Raw genomic sequence first — 21,559 nt, 5'->3', positions numbered from 1 at the left:
AACAGATAGCTATTTTTAGAGTAATAGAAGCTGTTGGCTATCCTGCGGCTTTATAGGATTTACTGGGTAAAACAGGGTAGCCTGAAGAAAATAACAGACTTCCTCAGCATATTTTTCTGTATAATACGTGTCCTGCGGAAAGATATAGAGAACTTCTCTCGCATATTGTGAATGAACGAGAGGAGCTGTAAGCAAGCCTTTTAGCTGTAAAATATACAAGGGTACTGAGATTTTCATAAAATCTTTTTGTTCGATTCCGTTTTCTAAAATTAACTGAAAGAAATATTTTTCCTTCATTAAATAAGTGGAAAGAACCTCTCGATTGAGACTGGAATCCAGTGAGAATTCCCCATAAATAAAGCTGGACGCCAAGAAGTTCTTTCTCTGAAAGCTGAGGATATCTAAAACCATATCCAATAAACATTCTACAGGACCTTTTTTCTTCAAGTCGGCAGCGTTCTTATCTAATATGCTGATATATTCTTCAAAATAGGATATAAAACAATATTCTAGCAATCCTTGTTTATTTTTGAAATAATAAGCGATATTAGCCGTGTTGACCTGGGCCTTGCCCGCAATATCTCTGATGGTAGTGGCATGGTAACCTTTCAGATGAAATAAATAAAGAGCCGCGTCCAAGATAGATTGTTTTGTTTGAGTCTGGCGATTCATACATATCCCCTCGCTTTCCAGAAAACAAGTTTCTTTATAGTTTTATTCTTTTTTTCTCGTGAATAACCTTTTATAATTGCTCGACAAGTTCTTTAGTCCTAGGTTAGATTGCAGGGATATTTGTAAATATATACAGAAATAAGGTGATTATTGATGTTTGATGTCGAATTATATAGAGGAAGTAAGGAAGAAAAGTACCAGCTTTTGTTTAAACAGCTGGCTGCGCTTGTGGAAGATGAAACAAACATGATTGCTAATTTAAGCAATGCATCTGCTCTTCTTAATCATTTTTTGGAAGACGTGAACTGGGTCGGTTTTTATTTAGTGGAAGATGACGGACTCGTTCTTGGTCCATTTCAGGGCTTGCCGGCCTGCATTAGGATACCTTTTGGAAAAGGTGTGTGCGGTACGTCTGCGGCTGGGCGGAGAACACTGCGCGTCGAGGATGTTCATCAATTCCCGGGTCATATTGCCTGTGATGCCGCTTCACAATCTGAGATCGTTATACCCGTCGTGCTAAAGGATGGTAGCTTAATTGGCGTCTTGGACATTGACAGCCCTATTAAGAACCGTTTTGATGAGACGGATCAAAAGATGCTTGAAGAATTCACAGAGATTCTTGCCAAGCATCTCTAAATAGTTTTATAACAGATTAGGGACCCATTCAGAATAATTGAAAGGGTCCCTAATCATTATATGACGCTTAAAAACGGTGTACGTTAACTTTCTTGGACAAGAACTTTGTTTTTTCCACTATTTTTGGCGAGATACAGGGCTTCGTCAGCACGCTTGAACAATTCCTTCACATTATCGGTACGGTCGTTTTTCCAGTAGGAGACCCCACAGGAAATCGTGACTTTGGGACTTGACAGTTCACTGACTTTCTCTAACAGTCGCTCGGCAATACATACACCCAACTGTAAGGGGACTCTCGGTAAATAAATAGCCAGTTCCTCCCCGCCCCATCTCGCTCCGACATCGGATTCACGAATATTGCAATCTATTAACTTCGCGACTTGGATCAATATTTCATCGCCAACCTGATGGCCATACGTATCATTCACTTTTTTGAAATCATCGATGTCAATCAGGATAAACGTTCCCTCTTCATCATCCTCCATGGACTCGTAAATCTTCTTATCTAGATAGTTACGGGAATATAATTTTGTCAGGTGATCTGTAATGACCATCTTCTCAAGCTCTTCCCGAAGCATAGAGTTCGAGAGTGCCAGGCTCGAATGGTGAATGAGTGATTGGAGCAACTTAAACATTTCAAAGGAAAAATAGTAAGGCTTCTCATGCAGAACGACAGCTAAACCCTTCAATGAGTTGTTTTGTACCATCGGGACTGCCATTAATGAGCGGTATTTCATATCCAAGTCGATATTTTGTATGTGTAAATCTCCGATAAATAAGGATTCCTTATCGATATCCATTTTTTCTTTCGTATAAGAGAGGTACGGCTCTGATTCCTCTGTTTCAAAAAAATTCGTGCTTCCTTCCAAGAGCTTTGCCTCGCCATTAGGCAGAAGATAAACAAAACCTACTTCCTGCGCGCGGAATGATTTAATGATCTGTTTTTTCATATAACTCATTGTTTCGTTTAATCGGAGGTTTGAATTTAATCGATGTGATGTTTCATTGATAAGCTGCAAATTTGATATGAGCCTTTTGGATTGCTGGTATAGTTGTGCGTTTTCGAGGGCGCTCCCCGCAGTATTGGCGAGCAATATAATAAACTCCACTTCAGTTTCAGGAAAAACAAGTGAATTAGGAGCCACAACTTGTAAAACACCATAAATCCCCTGCCTGCCTTTGAGAGGTGCATAAAGCACTGAGTTTCTCTCTGCTAATGAATCTTCGAATTGAACGGCGCCCGTCACATATGCTTGCGTGGCGGCATTCTTTTCGCTTCCATATTCCAAATCTTTTATAGGCAGGTTTTCGTGGTTATTATTGTCATGTGAAAGCATCAAATAATAGCTGAAGGATGGATAGACTTCCTGCAATGTGTCAATGATTTCTTTTAACACATCGTCCATGCTCATCGATGAGTGAAATTTCTCAGTAACTCTGTATAATTGCTTGTATCTTTTTTCCTCAAGGATCACTTTATTAATATTGAAGGCATTTTCCAAAAGCTTCGTACATTCTTCCATCAGTTCTTTTCCTGTTTTCGGACCGATTCCCAACAATGAGCCGGAGAATTGTTCCTTTATAGCTACTAGTCCTGTTACTCTTTCTTTCTCTATTAAAGGAAGAATTAACTCATAGTCCTTAAACTCGGGAAGTGGATAGTCGTTATAATAGTACCGTTTCCCTGCTGCCTGTCCTAGGTTCAGGACTAGTTTTTCAGTATGGTACTCCAGCCCATTCAAGCCGGAATCAGTGGAAGCCTCTATGAATAAATTCTCTCTCCAATCATCACACTTAAACAAAGTCACTTCCTTCACCGGAAGAGACTGTTTAATTTGGGCGAACATTGTATGGACAAACTGGTCATATTGAACGTTCCTGTTTACCAAGTCCATGTGATTGAAAAAAATGGTTCTTAAATCATAAAGCAATTCAGTTTTTAGCTGTTCCATCTCTATCATCCCTATAATATACTGCGTTATTTTTGCTGGATATGCATAAAAATTGTTATAGTTCATTATAAACCTTGTTCAACAAAATTTCACCTTAATTGTAAATTTCTTCTTATTAATTAGTCTGAAATCCTTATTTTTGATGACTCTTTATGAATCTTTCTATCTAGCCTATAGATATATCCTTGACTAAGAAGCACGGAAATTATATAATACTCTTTGTGTAAAATATTGCAGCCTATTGTGTTGGCCTTTATGTTTTCATTTTGTTCCTCTATCTAATCATAATCAGATTTTATATCTTTTAATTTAGATTAATGTCTAGCTGCAGCGCCCAGCCCCGACGCACAGGATGTGCTAGTGGCGACTTTGCCACAGGACGTGGCGATTTAGTCGCCCTCGAGGTCATAAGCCAAATTCCTCCAGAAGGCAAAAAACGCCTTCCTACAGAATTCGACTTATGCTGGTCGGGGCTGAACAGGGCGCTTACGCTTTTCATTAGAGGTGTATCACGTAACCCTCAGCTGCTAGGGCGAAGGTACATGAAAACAAAATGATCATGATTGTTATTGCACAACGGTTTTTATTTTACCCAAATAAAAACATTCAAGGAGGAGTCATTCATGTCTCGTTATACTGGCCCAAGCTGGAAATTATCCCGTCGTCTTGGAATTTCCTTAACCGGAACTGGTAAAGAATTAGAAAAGCGTCCTTACGCTCCTGGACAACATGGTCCAAACCAACGTAGAAAGATTTCCGAATACGGAACACAATTACAGGAGAAGCAAAAGCTTCGTCATATGTATGGTGTGAACGAACGCCAATTCCGTACTTTATTCGATAGAGCCGGAAAATTAAAAGGGGTACACGGTGAAAACTTCATGGTACTTCTTGAATCCCGTCTTGATAATGTTGTATACCGTCTTGGCTTAGCACGTACACGCCGCCAAGCACGTCAGCTTGTTAACCACGGTCACATCACTGTTAATGGAAGCCGCGTTGACATTCCATCTTTCAGAGTGGCTGCCGGCCAAACAATCGGCGTTCGTGAAAAATCACGCAACCTTGACATCGTTAAAGAAGCAATCTCAGTGAGCAACTTCGTTCCTGACTTCTTAACTTTTGATGCTGACAAATTAGAAGGTACTTTCACTCGTTTACCAGAACGCTCTGAATTGCCTGCTGAAATCAACGAAGCTCTAATCGTTGAATTCTACTCTCGTTAATGGATTTGCTTCATTAACGACAATATTCAAACTCCTAGAAACCACGTTACTACAACGTTTCTAGGGGTTTTTATTTTTTTCTGCTTTCATCGTTTTATATCACGCTGTTTTGATTAAATTTAATGGTTGTCATATCGAGAAATACAGTTACAATGGTACATAAGGACATGCGCGGGGTGGGTATCGAACCTTCCGGAAGGGAGGTGAGATAGATGGATTTGCCGACTGCAACATTCGTAGTACTATTCATCGGATTAGTCGTACAAATAATCATCGCCACAACAAAAAAGTAATCCACCCCGTCGACCAAAACAGTGGTGGATTACCTTTTGTAATATTTCACTTTAGATAACATCGATCGCCATTCGCGACGCATGTCCTGACCGTTGGTGTTTGCGCACCACGGTCTTTTTTTATTATATGTTGCACTTGTTGAAAACATTTTAAAAAAATAGTTAAAATAATTTTCCAATCTTTACCCGATAAAGTGCTCGCCTACACAGGATAGTAATAAATTAAGACTGTATTAGTGTATTACACTATACTGTCCTGTATTTATCCTGAGTATAACATATGTACGTCGTATTGAAAAATAATTATATTATAAATTTACTTTTAAAAAGGAGTGAGGTCGATTCGTAATTTGGTTAGTAGTATACTACTGTTATTTAGTTATAGCATTATTCTACTTTGATATAATTGCATCCATACTGATCAAATTTTAATAGTAAAATTTACGGAATAATTCTTTTTTAATGAGGTGCTGTGATGGATACTTGCTTATTCTGTGATCCGACGTCTTTTCAAGATCAAAAAAGTGTTTTTCAAAATGAATATTGTCTTTTTCTCTAGATGCCTCAGAATTCCTGGTTGGTTCCGGATTGATTATTCCCAACGCTCATCGAGAGACCGTTTTCGACTTAACGCCGGAAGAATGGACGGCTACCCAACGACTTGCTATTGAGAGTGATAACACTTTTGGATTCCGAATATGCTCCTGATGGCTACAATGTCGGCTGGAACTGTAAGGAAACAGGCGGTCAGAGCATTCCGCATGCCCATTTACATATCAGGACGAACCTTATGCCGGAAGAGACATTCGTTATTGGTTAAAAAGCGAAGCAAATCGGAGATGAACCAGCTGAAGGATAGGTTTCAAACGAAAATTCTGGTGATTCAAACGACAACTTCTCCCATTCAAACGAAAGTCCCTGTCATTCAAACAAAACCCATAAATCAAGCCGGCCCGCGGGCCGGCTTTTTTCATTACTTAATTAATGTATATTTCTTCTTCCCGCGTCGGATCAGGCTGAATTGGCCTTCGATCATATCCTTCTCGGATAACTCGTATGCAAGGTCTATCACTTTGTCACCATTAATTGAGATGGCACCGTTTTGAATATCCTCGCGCGCCTGGCGTTTGGATGGTGAAATATTTGCTTCAACGAGAATATCCACAAGGCTCGCCGCATCCTTGTTGCTGCGTTCAAAGCTTGGGACATCCTTGAAGCCGAGCTTGATTTCTTCAGCTGTCAGATTCTTCACATCTCCGCTAAATAAGGCTGCGGAAATTTTGATGGCCTGCTGCAATGCTTCCTCGCCATGGATTAAGCGGGTCATTTCTTCGGCAAGCGTTTTTTGTGCTTTTCTCAGATGCGGCTCAGTTTCAACGGCCTGGGCCAATGACTCTATTTCCTCATGTGAGAGGAACGTGAAGAACTTCAGGTATTTCACAACATCTGCATCGGCTGTATTAATCCAGAATTGGTAGAACTCGTAAGGCGTAGTTTTCTCAGGATCGAGCCAGACTGCCCCGCCTGCCGTCTTCCCAAACTTCGTGCCGTCCGCTTTCGTCACAAGTGGAATCGTCAGGCCGAATGCCTTCGCACCCTCGTCATTCATTTTCCTGATCAGTTCAAGTCCGGTTGTGATATTGCCCCATTGATCACTTCCGCCGATCTGCAGCTTACAATCCAGGTTTTGGTATAAATGATTGAAATCCATTGCCTGAACGATCGTGTACGTGAATTCCGTAAAAGAAATACCTGTTTCCAGACGCGAAGCGATTGTATCTTTGGCAAGCATGTAATTGATGCCAATGTATTTTCCATAATCACGCAAAAAGGTAATCATGTCGATAGCGCCGATCCAGTCATAGTTGTTAACCATGACCGCTCCATTCTCCCCTTCAAAATCAAAGATGCTCTCCAACTGCTTCTTAAGGCCGTTCACATTGTGCTGAACGGCTTCCATTGTTTGAAGTTTACGTTCTTCGCTTTTTCCACTCGGATCCCCAATCAGCCCTGTCGCTCCCCCTACCAGCACAAGCGGACGGTGGCCGTGCTGTTGAAAACGGCGAAGCGTCAGGAATGGCAGTAAATGACCAATATGCATACTATCGCCAGTTGGATCCATTCCGCAGTAAAGAGAAATTTTTTCATTCTCTAATAGGTTTTTCAGCCCTTCTTCATCTGATTGCTGATAAATAATCCCTCGCCATTCGAGATCTTTCAACAATTCCATTTGTCTTCCTCCTTATGATCGTGATTATTATTTTAAAGCAAATAAAAAACGCCCCTTCATAAATTATGAAGGGACGAATGAAATTCGCGGTACCACCCAACTTGAGGACACATCAAACACGCCCTCCGCTTAAAACGATAACGGTCGCTGCCGTTTGCCGCTACTAAGTTCACAGCAAATGCTCGAGGAGGTAATTCGCTTCTCTATATATACCGGTTTCCACCTGCCACCGGCTCTCTAAAAACAGTGATAGAGTCACTACTGAATCCTGTCATAGCCTTTTGAATAATGTTTTCATTAATATTGATTTTTATCATAAATTAAAATGATTGTCAATATTCCTCTGAGATTATGGGGAAATGTTGAAAATTAGCATCTTGTATTGAGTATATATGCTATAATGATATGTGATTTTTAGGGGGATGACACTATGAAAAATTTTCTAAATCAATTGCCATCTAAATGGAGGAAATTCACCGAATTTCTTCAAAACAAAAAGACGAGAAAATATTCTCGGATTACATATGGGGTAGTTTGGAATTTATCGCTTTTATTCATTATATTATCGGTACTTGGCTTCTCATTTGCCGGTGGTGTCGGTGCGGGTTATTTTGCAGCCATGGTTAAGGATGAGCCTGTCCGGACAGAGACTGAGCTAAAAAAAGATATTTACAACTACGAGGAAACCTCTGAAATATACTTTGCGAATAATGTATACCTCGGTAAGCTTCAAACCGATTTAGAGCGTGAGGAGGTTGCGTTAGATGAGGTATCTCAGCATCTTCGCAATGCGGTAATCGCAACAGAGGACGAATATTTTTATGAGCATGACGGCGTCGTTCCTAAAGCAATCATGCGGGCGTTGTATCAGGAAATGACAAACTCCTCCGTCCAATCCGGTGGAAGTACACTGACACAGCAATTGATCAAAAACCAGGTACTAACCAATGAAGTTTCTTTTGAACGTAAAGCAAAAGAGATTCTTCTTGCTCTTCGCGTGGAAAAATTCCTGGAAAAAGATGAAATTATGCAAACATATCTCAATGTATCCACTTTCGGAAGAAATTCATCTGGACAAAACATTGCAGGTGTTCAGTCAGCTGCAGAAGGAATTTTTGGCAAGGATGCTAAAGACCTGAACATTCCACAATCCGCGTTCATTGCCGGGCTGCCGCAAAGCCCTTTCGGCTATACGCCTTATACACCGCAAGGGACGATTAAGGAAAATTTAGAGCCGGGGCAAAACCGGATGAAAACGGTCCTGAAACGGATGCGGGACGGTAACTATATTACCGAAAAAGAATATCAGGACGCTTTGAAATATGATTTAACGAAAGATTTTATCGGCAAAAGGCCTTCTCCAATTGAGGATTATCCATGGGTCACTTATGAAATCGAAAAACGATCCGTTGAGATTCTTTCCCAAATCCTCGCTACGGAAGACGGCTACGAAGAAAGCGAACTAAAGAAAGATAAAGATTTAAGAGAGCAATATATAACACTCGCTGACCGTAACTTGCGCCAGAACGGTTATAAAATTCATTCAACCATCGACAAAAAGATCTACGATCAAATGGAGAAGGTAGCCAAGAACTATCAATACTATGGAAGCGCGAGACCAGAAGAGGTAACAGATCCAGAAACGAAAAAGACGAAGACAGTTATGGAGCCGGTCGAAACAGGCGCTGTGTTAATCGAAAATAAGACAGGAAAAATCATCAGCTTCGTAGGCGGACGGGATCATGACCGGGAACAAACGAACCATGCTACTGCATCGCTTCGACCAAACGGCTCCACGATGAAGCCGCTTGTTGTTTATGGACCTGGTATTGAGCTCGGAAAATTGTCACCGGGTTCTGTTAAAGTAAATGTGCCGGTAAGAGCCATACCTGGTTCATCAAGAGCATGGCCAAGCAATTATGGCGGAAGTTTTTCTGGGTTATCAACTGCCAGGGAAGCATTAAAAAAATCATATAACGTTCCTGCTGCATTATTTTATAGGGATATCATGAATCAAAGACCTACTAAATATCTTGAAAAAATGGGCTTCACAAGTCTCGATCCAGTTGACCATACGAATGTCGCTCTCTCACTTGGTGGCATGAGACATGGAGTCACCGTAGAAGAAAACGTCAATGCCTATGCCACCTTCGCCAACAAGGGGAAGTTCGTTGACGCTTATATGATCGATAAAATCGAAACGAAAGACGGAAAGGTCATTTACCAGCACAAAGCAAAACCGGTTGATGTCTTTACGCCGCAGGCTTCCTATCTGACAATTGACATGATGAGGGATGTTGTTTCAAGCGGAACTGCCGCTTCTCTGAGAAGCCGCCTTGCGTTCTCGGCCGATTGGGCCGGCAAGACTGGTACGACCACAGACTATGAGGATGCCTGGTTTGTCGCCTCCAATCCAAATGTGACATTTGGGACGTGGATTGGCTATGACACGCCTAAAGCCCTTGAACAGAATTATCGAGGGGTTCCCTACAGCAAAAGGAATATTAACTTGTGGGCGCAGTTAATGAATGCCGCCTATAAGGTACAGCCTGAATTGGTCGCACCAAAGAAAAGGTTTGAAATGCCAGGTGGAATTGTAAGACGTTCCTTCTGTGCCGTTTCTGGCTTATTGCCATCAGATGCCTGCTCAAAAGCTGGCATGGTACAAACAGATTTATTTATCGCGAAATTCGTTCCGGGCCAAACGGATAACAGCTTTTCAGGCTCCGGCAGATTCGTTCAAATCGGAAGCAAAAGGTATGCAGCGCTTCCTTCCACTCCAAGTGAATTTACGACTGGCGGTTTCACTGTAAGTCCTAGTAACTTCGAGCAAATTGGCGGGAAGTATGTGATCGATCCCGGGTCGATATTCCCCGGGTTTAAAAAGGGCGGCGGAAGTATGCTATCGTCCAATGCCGTACTGAACGATAACGGAAAAGCGCCAAGTCCGCTTTCTGCGAGTATGAAAGGAAATTCAATCGTTTGGGGCAAACACCCGGAAGGCGATGTCATTGGTTATAGGGTTTATAGTAATGGCAGAAAAGTTGCCAGCATCAAAGCAGGCGGCAAGTTGTCGTTTAGCGGCGGGGGCGGTTCTTATTACGTAACCGCAGTTGACATTGCCGGTAAAGAGTCGGCTCCATCCAACATCGTTTCCAAGGATGGAAAACCCGTCTCAGCAGAAAAACCGCAAGTTAAACCTAAACCTGAGAAGCCTAAAGAAACCAAACCAAAGCCTGCAGATCCTAAACCTGCGGAGGACCCTAAACCAGAACCAGAGGCACCTCCTGCAGATCCTGCAGTCCCTGAGAATCCAGATGCATAAATCAAAAAATGACGTGCCCATTGGCACGTCATTTTGTTTGATTTTAAGTTAGTCTATAGAAGAGTGCAGCTTAGTCCTCCATGGTCGATAGGTCACCTGTCGGCAAATCAAGCTCCCAAGCTTTTAAGACACGGCGCATGATTTTACCGCTGCGCGTTTTCGGAAGCTTGTCGCGGAATTCAATTTCACGCGGAGCCGCATGTGCAGCGAGGCCCTTCTTAACAAACTGGCGAATTTCTTCAATAAGTTCATCGCTTGGATCATACCCGTCGCGAAGGGCGATGAATGCTTTGATGATTTCGCCGCGAATCGGATCTGGCTTTCCAATTACGCCAGCTTCAGCAATAGCGGGGTGTTCAACCAGCTTGCTTTCTACTTCAAACGGGCCGACACGCTCCCCGGATGTCATGATGACATCGTCCACCCGGCCTTGGAACCAGAAATAGCCTTCTTCATCCATGTAAGCCGAATCGCCTGAAACGTACCAATCGCCAGGCATAAAATAAGATTCATACTTTTGCGGGTTATTCCAGATTTGGCTCATCATCGATGGCCAGCCCTTTTTAATCGCAAGATTCCCCATTCTGTGTGGTGGCAGCTCATTCCCTTGATCATCAACAATGGCCGCTTCAACACCCGGAATTGGTTTGCCCATCGAACCCGGTCTAATTTCCATAGCAGGATAGTTACAAATAACCTGGGCGCCAGTTTCAGTCATCCACCATGTGTCATGGATCCGCTTCTGGAAGACTTTCATGCCCCAGCGCACTACCTCAGGATTCAGCGGTTCTCCAACGCTCAGGACATGGCGGAGAGAGCTCAAATCAAAATTCTTCACAATTTCGTCCCCCGCTCCCATAAGCATGCGGAAAGCAGTCGGTGCACTATACCAAACCGTGACGCCAAAGTCTTCAATTGTTTGATACCACGATTCCGGTTTAAAACGGCCGCCCACAATTACATTGGACGTTCCCGTAAGCCACGGACCGAAAATACCATAGGAAGTACCGGTTACCCAGCCTGGGTCCGCCGTACACCAATACACATCATCATCGCGTAAATCCAGCACCCATTTCGCTGTTTGATAATGTTGGATCATGGCATTATGCACATGAAGGACACCTTTAGGCTTTCCGGTTGAACCGGAAGTATAGTGAAGGATTAACCCATCGTTCCGGTCTACCCATTCAATGGCTAAATGTTTATCAGCCTCTTTCAATTTTTTGTTGAAATCATAATACATCCCGTCTTCTTCAATGTTTTCGCCGACAAGGAAAATATGCTTTAAAGCGGGAAGATCTTCGACTGGAACCCTGGATAATAAATCAGGAGTGGTGATCAAAACTTTTGCTTCGCTGTCTTCGAGCCTGTCTTTAACGGCACCTTCCATGAATGCCTCGAAAAGCGGACCGACAATCGCTCCAAGCTTAATGACACCCAAGAGGGCGAAATAAAGCTCCGGGGACCGAGGCATGAAAATGAAGACACGATCACCTTTTTCCACATCGCCAAAAGTTTTTAATACATTGCCTGCCTTGTTTGTATAGTCCTTCATATCCTTGAAGGTATACTTTTCGTCCCGTTGTCCATCTCTGTAATACAAGGCAACCTTGTTTTTCTTATGCGATTCTGCATGGCGGTCGATTGCTTCATAAGCGAGGTTCACTTTTCCTGTTTCGGACCAGGAAAATTCTTTTTCAGTTTCTGACCAGTCAAATTGCTTGTACGTTTTTTCGTAATTCTGCAGGTTGAATTCTCCCATAACTACTGGTAGCGCTTCCACTTTCATATACCATATCCCCCTTTGATCGACATTACACTATCTATTATAGTATAGAAATACTTTTTTCTCAATTTTTTAAATATTTAATTTTATATTAAGATAGCAATTTACTAGAATTAGATTAAACAAGAAAGTACATAAAAGTTTTGGTTTTTCTATCCTTTTTTTTATGTATAATGAAAAGGACTACTTTACATAGGTGGTGAAGGAATGGATCATAAAAAAACGTATAATGCCAAGGAATTGAAAACGGCACACGGTCCACTGATCATTGAAGGACCGGTTTCATCCGAAAAAATGAAAACGTATGAATTTCACCATGATTTAGTAGCTTTCCGTCCCCCTGCCCAGCAGCATAAAGCTTTAATTGAAATTGCCGACCTTCCCGAAGGACGGATCATCATAGCTAGGCATAAAGATACAATCGTTGGTTATGTAACCTATTTGTATCCGGATCCATTGGAGAGATGGTCCGAAATTGAAATGGAAGATTTAATTGAACTGGGTGCGATTGAGGTAATTCCTGAATTTCGCGGGGCAAAGGTTGGAAAGAATCTTCTGATTGTGTCCATGATGGATGATGCCATGGAGGATTTCATTGTCATTACTACTGAATATTATTGGCATTGGGACCTTAAAGGGACAGGGTTGAATGTATGGGATTATCGGAAAGTCATGGAAAAAATGATGAGCGCCGGCGGACTCGTTTATTACGCCACAGACGATCCGGAAATCAGTTCCCACCCCGCAAATTGCCTTATGGCCCGCATTGGGAAAAGAGTCCCTCCGGAATCCGTACAAAAGTTCGACCAACTGCGATTTATGAATCGCTTTATGTATTAAATCGGAAAAAGGAGGCCTAAAGGATGAAAATTGAAGAAATCATGATAAAAGACGTCGTCACTCTAAGGGAAACCGATACAATACATGAGGCCGTCAAATTAATAAAAGAAAAGCGGATCAGGCATATTCCGATCGTCAATGAACAATTCCAGCTGATTGGTTTAGTTTCTGACAAGGATATCCGTGAAGCGGCTCCTTCCATTTTCCGCACCGAAGAATTCAAAGAGGATCTGCAAAAGCCCCTGGGCATGGTCATGAAAACCGATCTGATCACCGGACACCCACTGGACTTTGTCGAGGAAGTGGGCGCCGTATTCTATGAAAATCATATTAGCTGTCTCCCGATCGTAAAAGAAAATAGATTAGTAGGGATCTTAACCGGAACAGATTTATTGCATAGCTATGTAGAACTAACCGGAGCGCTTCAGCCAGGGTCGCAGATTGAAGTGAAAGTTCCAGACACAGCAGGAATGCTTCACGAGGTTTCATCCATTATCAAGAAAAGAAATGCGAATATCCTGGGTGTGCTCCTGTATCCTTATAAAAATGATGAAGCTTACAAAGTCCTTGTACTTCGTATCCAAACAATGAATCCATTTATGGTGGTGGAGGATTTAAAAAATGAAGGCTATACCGTTTTGTGGCCAAGTCTTCCGGGAAGCCCATCATGAAGAAAAACGCAGTGTTTGTCTACTCCGATGAACTTTTAACTTATAAGTTCCATGACAAACATCCCTTTAACCAGAAAAGGCTACAAATGACGCTTGATTTATTAAAAAAACACCATGCGATAAATGATGAGGATATTGTTGAACCAAGGATAGCTACGGATGAAGAGCTGGAGCTGATTCATGACCCCGGGTATGTAAACGCTGTCAAGCTAGCCGGACAAGGTATGCTAACAGAGGAAAAGGGAGCAAATTTTGGAATTGGCACGGAGGATACACCCATCTTTTCAAAGATGCATGAAGCAAGTGCACTGCTTGTTGGGGGTACCTTGACTGCGGTCGACCAAGTGATGACTGGTCAGACAAAGCATGCATTGAACCTGGGAGGCGGGCTTCACCATGGTTTCAGAGGGAAGGCCTCAGGCTTCTGCATCTATAATGATAGCTCAGTTGCCATCAAATATATGCAGGAAAAATATAATGCAAGAGTGCTCTATGTTGACACTGATGCCCATCATGGGGACGGGGTGCAATGGTCCTTTTACGATGACCCCAATGTTTGTACGTTATCGATTCATGAAACTGGGAGATATTTATTTCCGGGAACCGGAAACATCAATGAACGGGGCCAGGGAAAGGGTTATGGCTATTCTTTTAACATACCTGTAGATGCCTTTACTGAGGACGATTCCTGGCTGGAAGCGTACACGACCGCTTTCAGGGAAGTAGCGGAGTTTTTTAAGCCGGATGTCATCCTGACCCAAAACGGGGCGGACGCCCATTATTATGACCCGTTGACCCATCTGTCATCAACGATGCAGATATACAGGGAAATACCAAAGCTTGCTCATGAAATGGCCCACGAGTACTGTGACGGCCGCTGGGTAGCTGTAGGCGGCGGGGGATATGACATCTGGCGTGTCGTTCCGAGGGCATGGTCTTTGATCTGGTTGGAAATGACGGAGAACAGAAAGAACACCGGGGCCCTACCGCCGGATTGGATTGAACAATGGCAAACAGAGTCTCCAGTAACACTCCCTATGGAATGGGAAGACCACGCGGGCATCTATCAGCCAATCCCGCGCAAGCCTGAAATTATGGAAAAAAACAAGCAAACGCTTGAAAAAGCGCTCTATCCCATTAGATCTAATCGGAAGACTTCGACATCAAATGGAGGCTTTAAATGAATCAAAAAAACGTCCCGAGGGACGTTTTTTATTTGGTGGATTGACGTTTTTCAATGCGATGCGGAAGCACGACCTTTTCCTGCTCATCCGCAGTTTCCTTATTCATCAATTTTGTTAATAATCTCATGGCTACAGCACCGATATCATAAAGCGGCTGGACAATGGTTGTGATCTGCGGGCGGACCATTAGCGTCAAGCGGGTGTTATCAAAGCTGATTACCTCAAAGTCATCCGGAACTTGATTGCCCTTATCCTGGGCTGCGTGCACGATTCCGAGTGCCATCTCATCCGCACCAACAATGATCGCTGTCGGTTTTTCGGATGCTTCCAGCAGCTTATCAAATGATTCAATGCCTGAATCATATGTATAATCCCCATCCACCACATAAGATTCGTCGAAAGGTAAATTCGCGTTCTTCAATCCCCTTTTATAGCCCGCTAATTTTTTCTCATTAATAGGCTCAGACAGGTTTCCGCTGACAAAGGCAATCCTGCGGTGTCCCTTCTCAGCGAAGGAAGTTACCGCATCAAAAGCTGCCGCCTCATAATCAATATTGACAGAAGGAACCTGGCCGGTGTCTTCCACAGAACCCGCAAGCACAATTGGAACAGGAGATTTTTGAAATTCCTCAACATGCTCATTGGTTATATTGGATCCCATAAATACAATGCCGTCCACTTGTTTGCCAAGCATCGTATTTAATAAATGAAATTCTTTTTCTTGATTTTCGTCTGAGTTACTTAAAATAATATTATATTTATACATCGTAGCGATATCTTCAATCCCCCTGGCCAATTCAGCGTAGAAAATGCTGGAGATATCGGGGATGATTACACCGACAGTCGTCGTTTTTTTGCTTGCCAATCCTCTTGCTACTGCATTCGGACGGTAACCCAAGCGGTCAATGACATCCAATACCTTTTTTCTGGTGGCCGGTTTAACATTCGGATTCCCGTTAACAACTCGCGATACCGTGGCCATTGAGACGCTAGCTTCACGGGCCACGTCATAAATCGTTATATTATTCATTTTTACCACTCCTTCATTTCCTGTATTTTTCCCTGAATATAAATTGTTTATTTTGGTTCTTTTCAATCTCTATCTGCTATAGGGCATTTAAAAAGCAAGAATAACAATATGGAATGTTCACGGTTGAACAATAATAGATAGATTATCGGAACAAATAAATCATTTACGATGAGAAAACACACTTTTATGTATATAATCATACGACAGCAACCCATTTACTGCAAATGTATCTGTCTTACTTTTTGGCGAAAATTGTAGAATTTGTACTATATGGTGATCTATACCAATAAAAACAGCCCTAGCAATCGCTGCATAAGGGCTGTTTTTCGTTCGAACTATTTAGAAATGGTATCGGTCAAACCGTTACCCAGTTCTGCTTTTGGATTTCACGGTAGAACTCCTCAAATTGGTCAAAGTCCATTTGCTGGGCCGAATCTGATAAGGCCACAGAAGGATCAGGATGAACCTCAGCCATAACACCGTCGGCCCCGATGGCCAAAGCAGCTTTTGCGGCTGGAAGAAGCAAATCACGTCTACCGGTAGAATGGGTGACATCGACCATGACCGGCAAGTGTGTTTCCTGTTTCAGAATTGGTACCGCTGATATATCAAGCGTATTGCGTGTCGCCCGCTCATATGTCCGGATTCCTCTTTCACAAAGAATAATATTGCCATTTCCTTGAGCCATGATATATTCTGCTGCGTTGATGAATTCATCGATTGTCGCAGCCAGTCCACGCTTTAGCAGCACTGGTTTATTCACGGCTCCCGCCGCTTTCAGCAATTCAAAGTTTTGCATATTTCTGGCGCCGATTTGGATCACATCAATATAATCAACAGCCGTTTCAATATCATTCGGGCTTACGATTTCACTAATAACCGCCAAACCGTATTCATCCGAAACGCGCTTTAAAATTTTCAATCCTTCTATACCAAGCCCCTGGAAATCATAAGGAGAAGTACGTGGCTTATAAGCGCCTCCGCGCAATAATTTTAGTCCTTTACTCTTTACTACTTCCGCAACCTTTGCAACCTGCTCGTAAGACTCGACCGCACACGGTCCAAATACGAAGCTTGGTATGCCATTCCCGATCAACTCGCCTTTAAGATTGATAATCGTATCTTCAGGCTTTTTCTTTCTTGAAACCAATAAGGCTTTTTTATGATCGTCCTTCTGAAGGTCCAGACCGAGCTTAAAGATTTCTTTGAAGATATGTTTAAGGGAAGCTTGGTCAAGCGGTCCGTTATTATTGGACTCAATCAAATCGAGCATCTTTCTTTCACGAACCGGATCATAACGGTTCACACCTTGTTTTTCTTTAACGCGACCGATTTCCTGCACCAGTTCTGCACGCTTGTTAATAAGCTCTAGTAATTCAAGATTAACGTCATCCAGTTTACCGCGCAGTGTTTCAAGTTCTGTGTTGCTCATTATAATCCTTCCTTTCGCCTTTTAAGATACGTCCGGTTCAACAATCATCAGCCTTGTTTTAACTGACTGAGTGGTGACAATCTTTCAATTGCTGCCGGCTGCTTTAATGAATAGAGAATATATGGTACATTCTTATATAATTAGAGATTATTATATATGATATAAAGAAGAATGTCACTATTTTTTCTTTAATAATTAAACGCTTTTAAGCACTAAAGTATATTTTCATAAAGAGAAGGTGTTTTCATTGCAGGAAAAGATATTCGCTCTTGATATCGGGACCCGTTCCGTAGTTGGTATCATTCTGGAAAAACAGGATCAGCATTTTCATGTCAAAGATATCCTGACAAAAGAGCATACCGAACGGGCCATGCTCGACGGCCAGATCCATGATGTAGTTGCCGTATCAAAGGTCATTCAAGAAGTAAAAGCCCGACTCGAGGAAAAGCACGGCCCTCTGCATAGAGTTTGTGTTGCTGCTGCAGGGCGGGCGCTTAAAACAGAACGGGCATCCATTACAACCGATATCAAAGGGAAGCCGATGATGAGTCGTGAGGATATCCTTCATTTAGAATTAAGTGCCGTTCAGCAGGCGCAAGCCCTCGTCGCCGATAAAAATGCCGCTCATGCTTTGTCCCATTATTATTGTGTCGGTTATTCGGTTTTATACTATCGACTTGATGGAGAAGAAATCGGCAATTTAATCGATCAAAGCGGTGATGAGGCTACAGTCGAGATCATTGCGACTTTCCTGCCAAAGGTAGTTGTTGAATCGCTTGTTGCCGCCTTAAAGCGGGCCGACCTGGAAATGCAGGCTTTGACCCTCGAGCCGATCGCCGCGATAAATGTCCTGATACCCCAATCGATGAGACGATTGAACGTGGCACTGGTCGATATCGGGGCCGGCACTTCAGACATTGCCCTTACTGATTCAGGAACGGTCGTCGCCTATGGCATGGTTCCAGTCGCCGGAGATGAAATAACGGAAGCGATCAGCGACCAGCTGTTGCTTGATTTCCCACTTGCGGAACAGGCAAAAAGGCAGCTAAGCGATCAAGAGGAAGTAACAGTGACAGATATCCTTGGGTTTGAGACGTCCTTGCCGAAGCAGGAAGTAATTGAACAAATTTCCCCTGCCCTTGATCGCCTGGCCGGGGCGATAAGCACTGAAATATTATCTTTAAACAGTGACAAGCCGCCAAAAGCAGTAATGCTTGTTGGCGGTGGAAGTTTAACACCTGAGCTCCCTGCCCTTTTGGCTGACAAGCTGGATCTGCCCATAAACCGGGTTGGCATTCGGGGCCTTGATGCGATACAGAATCTTTCATTAGATGACTCCCTGACAAAAGGGCCGGAGCTTGTAACGCCAATCGGGATCGCGATTGCCGCCCATCAAAATCCGATTAAATATATGAGTGTCATCGTAAATGGCCAGGCTGTCAGACTATTCGATATGAAGCGAATGACAGTAGGCGATTGTTTACTAACCGCGGGAATCAAATTAAACAAATTATATGGAAAACCCGGTATGGCAATGATGGTCAGCCTGAACGGGCAAATCGTTACGATCCCCGGCGTGCATGGAAAAAAACCATCCCTTCTTTTAAACGGAGTGGAAGCGTCGCTGGATGACGAAGTGAAAAATGGTGACGAGATAACCGTCGAGAAAGGAATGGACGGCTCTTCATCTTCTGTACGTGTATTCGATCTAATCGATCATGTACCAAAAAAAGTCGTTACGATCAATGGCAAAAAGTATACGATAAAAGCTCAAACTATGAGAAACGGTTCTGTCATAAGCGGAGATGACCTTGTTAAAGACAGGGACGAGATTATTTGCCGCCTTCCGCAAACGATCAAGGAGGCTCTTTCCTTGCTTTCCTTGGAGCATCTGCTTGTCCATGTCCAGCCGTTTGTAATCCGAATAAATGAGAATGACAAACAGATTAGCGATTTTTCCGGAAAGATTGAGAGAAACGGACGGCAGGCACAGCCGGGGAGCCCGTTTGAAGATGGGGATGAAATCAACGTAATGACTGCTTCAATCCCAAATGTTGCTGATCTGGCAAACGCCATCAACGTACAAATGAATCATTCCATCCCTGTCACATTCAATGGAGATAGAATCATATTATCGAAGAGTCTGACTGAATTTCATCACGATGGGGAGCTTTTGACGGAAGAAGATTTGATTAAGAACGGAGCTGTTTTAAAGTGTGTCCAGCGTAAAAGAGAACCGTTTCTTTTTCAGGATGTTTTCAGGTTTGTAGAAATCGATATGCCGAATACGTCAAATGGCCGGTTTTCTCTTTTGAATAATAATCAAGAAACCGGTTTTGATCAACCAGTTTCCGCGGGAGACGAATTGAAAATCGTTTGGACGACGATGCCGCATCGTTCGTAATTTATTGTCTGGACTGCCAGATACCAATAAAGGACCCTCTCTTTGTGATAAAGAGAAGGTCCTTTTAATTACGACAATAGCGCCCGGTCATTTGCCAAGCGTGTTCCGCGGATGCTTTGGAACTCTTGCATCAAGTTTTCTATCGTCAATGTTTTTTTCTTTTCCTCGTCAGCCTCCAGGATGATTTGCCCCTTATCCATCATGATCAGCCTGTTACCCAAATCCAAAGCTTGCTGCATATTGTGCGTAACCATGATGGTAGTTAATTGATACCTTTCCACGATCTCTTTCGTCAGGGAAGTAATGAGCTCCGCACGGGATGGATCTAGGGCTGCTGTATGCTCATCTAATAAGAGGATGGAAGGCTCCGTGAAGGTTGCCATCAGCAAAGATAGCGCCTGTCTTTCTCCCCCTGACAGCAGGCCCACTTTAGCTGAAAGCCTGTTTTCAAGGCCAAGATGCAGGGTTTCCAGAACTTCCTTAAAATATTCTTTTCTTTTTTCGTTACTCCGCTTTTTAAGGTTCTTCTTTTATTGCGGGAATATGCCATCGCTAAATTTTCTTCAATCGTCATAGTTGGGGAAGTTCCGGCCATCGGGTCTTGGAAAACCCTTCCTATCAATTTGGCGCGCTTGTATTCTGGGAGATAGGTGACATTCTTTGTTTCTATTTTCACTTCCCCCAAATCAGGCTGCAGCACTCCTGAGACAAGGTTCATCAGTGTCGATTTTCCCGCCCCATTACTGCCAATCACCGTTACGAAATCTCCTTGTTTCAGATGAAGATTAATATGATCCAAGGCTATCTTTTCGTCAGGTGTGCCTTCATTAAAAACCTTATGAATATTACTCAGCTGTAGCACTTGTGTCACCATTCCCTTCTGCAGGAACACGCAATGAATTTCTGTGTTCAGCCTGTCTCCGGGCTTTTCGTTTCCGTTCTTTATATCCGTCCCTTATCTTTGGAAGAACGAGGGCGAGGATCACAATGAAAGCCGTAATCATTTTCACATCGCCTGGCTCAAAGAATTCAACCCTGAGCGCAAGCGTCACAACGATTCGATAGATAATCGCGCCGCCAATTACCGCCAAAGTAGCCCGGGCGATTGTTTTTACCCCAAACAGGGCTTCCCCGATGATCACGGACGCAAGGCCAATGACGATCATCCCGATTCCCATCCCGACATCTGCGAATCCGCCTTGCTGCGCAATCAATGAACCGGAAAGCGCGACTAATGCATTCGACAACCCGAGCCCTAATACAATCATGATATTCGTATTGGCAGAAAAGCTTCGGATCATTCTTTGATTGTCCCCTGTTGCCCGAAGCGCCAAGCCAATTTCTGTCTTGAGAAAAAGGTCGGTTAAAATTTTTATGATAAAAGTAATCACAAGCATGAATAGTAAAATGCTCCATGTCTGCGGCAGGCTATCCCCCAACCCGATTGCCGTTAACGCATTATTCACTGCCGTATCGATTCCGATGTTGCTCCAGGCATCTCTGATATGTGTAAAAACGGAATCTGTGTTCAGTAAAGGAACATTCGATCTTCCCTCCATAATTCTAAGATTAATAGAATAAAGAGCGATCATCATTAATATTCCAGCTAATAATGAGTTAATTTTACCAACCGTATGCAGAAGCCCTGTCAAGCACCCGGCAAGGAAGCCGGTTAACATAGCAACGACTGTTGCCGTAAATGGATTGACCCCGTTTACAATTAAAATCGCTGCTGTAGCGGCCCCGGTGACAAAGCTGCCGTCAACCGTCAAATCAGGAAAGTCCAGAATTCTGAAAGATAAATAAACGCCAAGTGCCATGATGGCATAGATGATTCCCGATTCAAATGCAGAAAACAAAGCTGTGAACATCGTAAAT

General features: G+C 43.0%; 16 protein-coding genes, 1 pseudogene and 1 other annotated feature. Of the genes and pseudogenes, 8 read left to right on the top strand and 9 right to left on the bottom strand.

All coding sequences use genetic code 11. The features are described from left to right. Positions 1 to 15: 15 nt before the first annotated feature. Positions 16 to 672, bottom strand: coding sequence for a forespore capture DNA-binding protein RefZ (gene refZ / locus D0463_RS01565; protein WP_117304334.1), 657 nt, complete (start codon positions 670 to 672; stop codon positions 16 to 18). Positions 673 to 825: 153 nt separating this feature from the next. Here refZ and D0463_RS01560 point away from each other — a divergent pair, with 153 nt between their 5' ends. Beyond that, positions 826 to 1,308, top strand: coding sequence for a GAF domain-containing protein (locus tag D0463_RS01560; RefSeq protein ID WP_117304333.1), 483 nt, complete (start codon positions 826 to 828; stop codon positions 1,306 to 1,308). Between the two features lie 83 nt (positions 1,309 to 1,391). Here the strand turns inward: D0463_RS01560 and D0463_RS01555 are convergent, their stop codons facing one another. After that, positions 1,392 to 3,260 (bottom strand): sensor domain-containing diguanylate cyclase, encoded by a 1,869-nt coding sequence (locus D0463_RS01555; RefSeq protein WP_117304361.1) that lies wholly within the window; start codon positions 3,258 to 3,260, stop codon positions 1,392 to 1,394. 623 nt (positions 3,261 to 3,883) lie between these two features. Here D0463_RS01555 and rpsD point away from each other — a divergent pair. After that, the gene (gene rpsD, locus D0463_RS01550) at positions 3,884 to 4,486 is read left to right on the top strand and encodes a 30S ribosomal protein S4 (protein WP_117304331.1); all 603 of its coding nucleotides are present in this window, start codon (positions 3,884 to 3,886) and stop codon (positions 4,484 to 4,486) included. Between the two features lie 94 nt (positions 4,487 to 4,580). Here the strand turns inward: rpsD and D0463_RS19185 are convergent, their stop codons facing one another. Beyond that, positions 4,581 to 4,766, bottom strand: coding sequence for a hypothetical protein (locus D0463_RS19185; RefSeq protein ID WP_133299552.1), 186 nt, complete (start codon positions 4,764 to 4,766; stop codon positions 4,581 to 4,583). A gap of 698 nt (positions 4,767 to 5,464) precedes the next feature. Between D0463_RS19185 and D0463_RS20190 the strand changes: the two genes are divergently transcribed. Continuing rightward, positions 5,465 to 5,599 carry an HIT family protein gene (locus D0463_RS20190; protein WP_367946556.1) on the top strand — a complete coding sequence of 45 codons (135 nt, stop codon included), beginning with the start codon at positions 5,465 to 5,467 and terminating at the stop codon, positions 5,597 to 5,599. Positions 5,600 to 5,752: 153 nt separating this feature from the next. On the opposite strand, the gene tyrS is transcribed toward D0463_RS20190, so the two are convergent. Next, the gene (tyrS, locus tag D0463_RS01540) at positions 5,753 to 7,009 is read right to left on the bottom strand and encodes a tyrosine--tRNA ligase (RefSeq protein WP_117304329.1); all 1,257 of its coding nucleotides are present in this window, start codon (positions 7,007 to 7,009) and stop codon (positions 5,753 to 5,755) included. A gap of 66 nt (positions 7,010 to 7,075) precedes the next feature. Beyond that, positions 7,076 to 7,293: a binding site (T-box leader), on the bottom strand. Between the two features lie 146 nt (positions 7,294 to 7,439). Between tyrS and D0463_RS01535 the strand changes: the two genes are divergently transcribed. Beyond that, the gene (locus D0463_RS01535; RefSeq protein WP_117304327.1) at positions 7,440 to 10,334 is read left to right on the top strand and encodes a transglycosylase domain-containing protein; all 2,895 of its coding nucleotides are present in this window, start codon (positions 7,440 to 7,442) and stop codon (positions 10,332 to 10,334) included. Between the two features lie 70 nt (positions 10,335 to 10,404). Here the strand turns inward: D0463_RS01535 and acsA are convergent, their stop codons facing one another. Then, positions 10,405 to 12,123 carry an acetate--CoA ligase gene (gene acsA / locus D0463_RS01530; protein WP_117304325.1) on the bottom strand — a complete coding sequence of 573 codons (1,719 nt, stop codon included), beginning with the start codon at positions 12,121 to 12,123 and terminating at the stop codon, positions 10,405 to 10,407. A 204-nt stretch (positions 12,124 to 12,327) separates the two neighbouring features. Between acsA and D0463_RS01525 the strand changes: the two genes are divergently transcribed. Genes D0463_RS01525 through D0463_RS01515 form a run of 3 tightly spaced genes read left to right on the top strand, consistent with a single transcriptional unit; the run spans position 12,328 to position 14,815 of the window. Then, positions 12,328 to 12,960 carry a GNAT family N-acetyltransferase gene (locus tag D0463_RS01525; protein WP_117304323.1) on the top strand — a complete coding sequence of 211 codons (633 nt, stop codon included), beginning with the start codon at positions 12,328 to 12,330 and terminating at the stop codon, positions 12,958 to 12,960. 23 nt (positions 12,961 to 12,983) lie between these two features. Next, the gene (locus tag D0463_RS01520; RefSeq protein ID WP_117304321.1) at positions 12,984 to 13,631 is read left to right on the top strand and encodes an acetoin utilization AcuB family protein; all 648 of its coding nucleotides are present in this window, start codon (positions 12,984 to 12,986) and stop codon (positions 13,629 to 13,631) included. Then, the gene (locus D0463_RS01515) at positions 13,628 to 14,815 is read left to right on the top strand and encodes an acetoin utilization protein AcuC (RefSeq protein ID WP_117304319.1); all 1,188 of its coding nucleotides are present in this window, start codon (positions 13,628 to 13,630) and stop codon (positions 14,813 to 14,815) included. Before D0463_RS01520 ends, D0463_RS01515 begins: the two co-directional genes overlap by 4 nt. 28 nt (positions 14,816 to 14,843) lie before the next feature. Here D0463_RS01515 and ccpA read toward each other — a convergent pair whose 3' ends face one another. Further along, positions 14,844 to 15,845 (bottom strand): catabolite control protein A, encoded by a 1,002-nt coding sequence (gene ccpA / locus D0463_RS01510; protein ID WP_117304359.1) that lies wholly within the window; start codon positions 15,843 to 15,845, stop codon positions 14,844 to 14,846. 355 nt (positions 15,846 to 16,200) lie between these two features. Continuing rightward, positions 16,201 to 17,277 carry a bifunctional 3-deoxy-7-phosphoheptulonate synthase/chorismate mutase gene (locus D0463_RS01505; protein ID WP_117304318.1) on the bottom strand — a complete coding sequence of 359 codons (1,077 nt, stop codon included), beginning with the start codon at positions 17,275 to 17,277 and terminating at the stop codon, positions 16,201 to 16,203. 247 nt (positions 17,278 to 17,524) lie between these two features. Between D0463_RS01505 and D0463_RS01500 the strand changes: the two genes are divergently transcribed. Continuing rightward, on the top strand, positions 17,525 to 19,681 hold the full coding sequence (locus tag D0463_RS01500; RefSeq protein ID WP_117304317.1) for a cell division protein FtsA: 2,157 nt from the start codon (positions 17,525 to 17,527) through the stop codon (positions 19,679 to 19,681). A 68-nt stretch (positions 19,682 to 19,749) separates the two neighbouring features. Here D0463_RS01500 and D0463_RS01495 read toward each other — a convergent pair. Further along, positions 19,750 to 20,543: pseudogene (locus D0463_RS01495) on the bottom strand (ABC transporter ATP-binding protein). After that, positions 20,527 to 21,552, bottom strand: coding sequence for an ABC transporter permease (locus D0463_RS01490; RefSeq protein ID WP_117304315.1), 1,026 nt, complete (start codon positions 21,550 to 21,552; stop codon positions 20,527 to 20,529). Before D0463_RS01490 ends, D0463_RS01495 begins: the two are co-directional and overlap by 17 nt. Between the last annotated feature and the right edge of the window lie 7 nt (positions 21,553 to 21,559).

This window comes from Bacillus sp. V59.32b (assembly GCF_003429085.1).
GTDB lineage: Bacteria > Bacillota > Bacilli > Bacillales > DSM-1321 > Peribacillus.
Note: the sequence above shows the minus strand (reverse complement) of the source record. Positions and strands in the feature narration are given on the sequence as shown.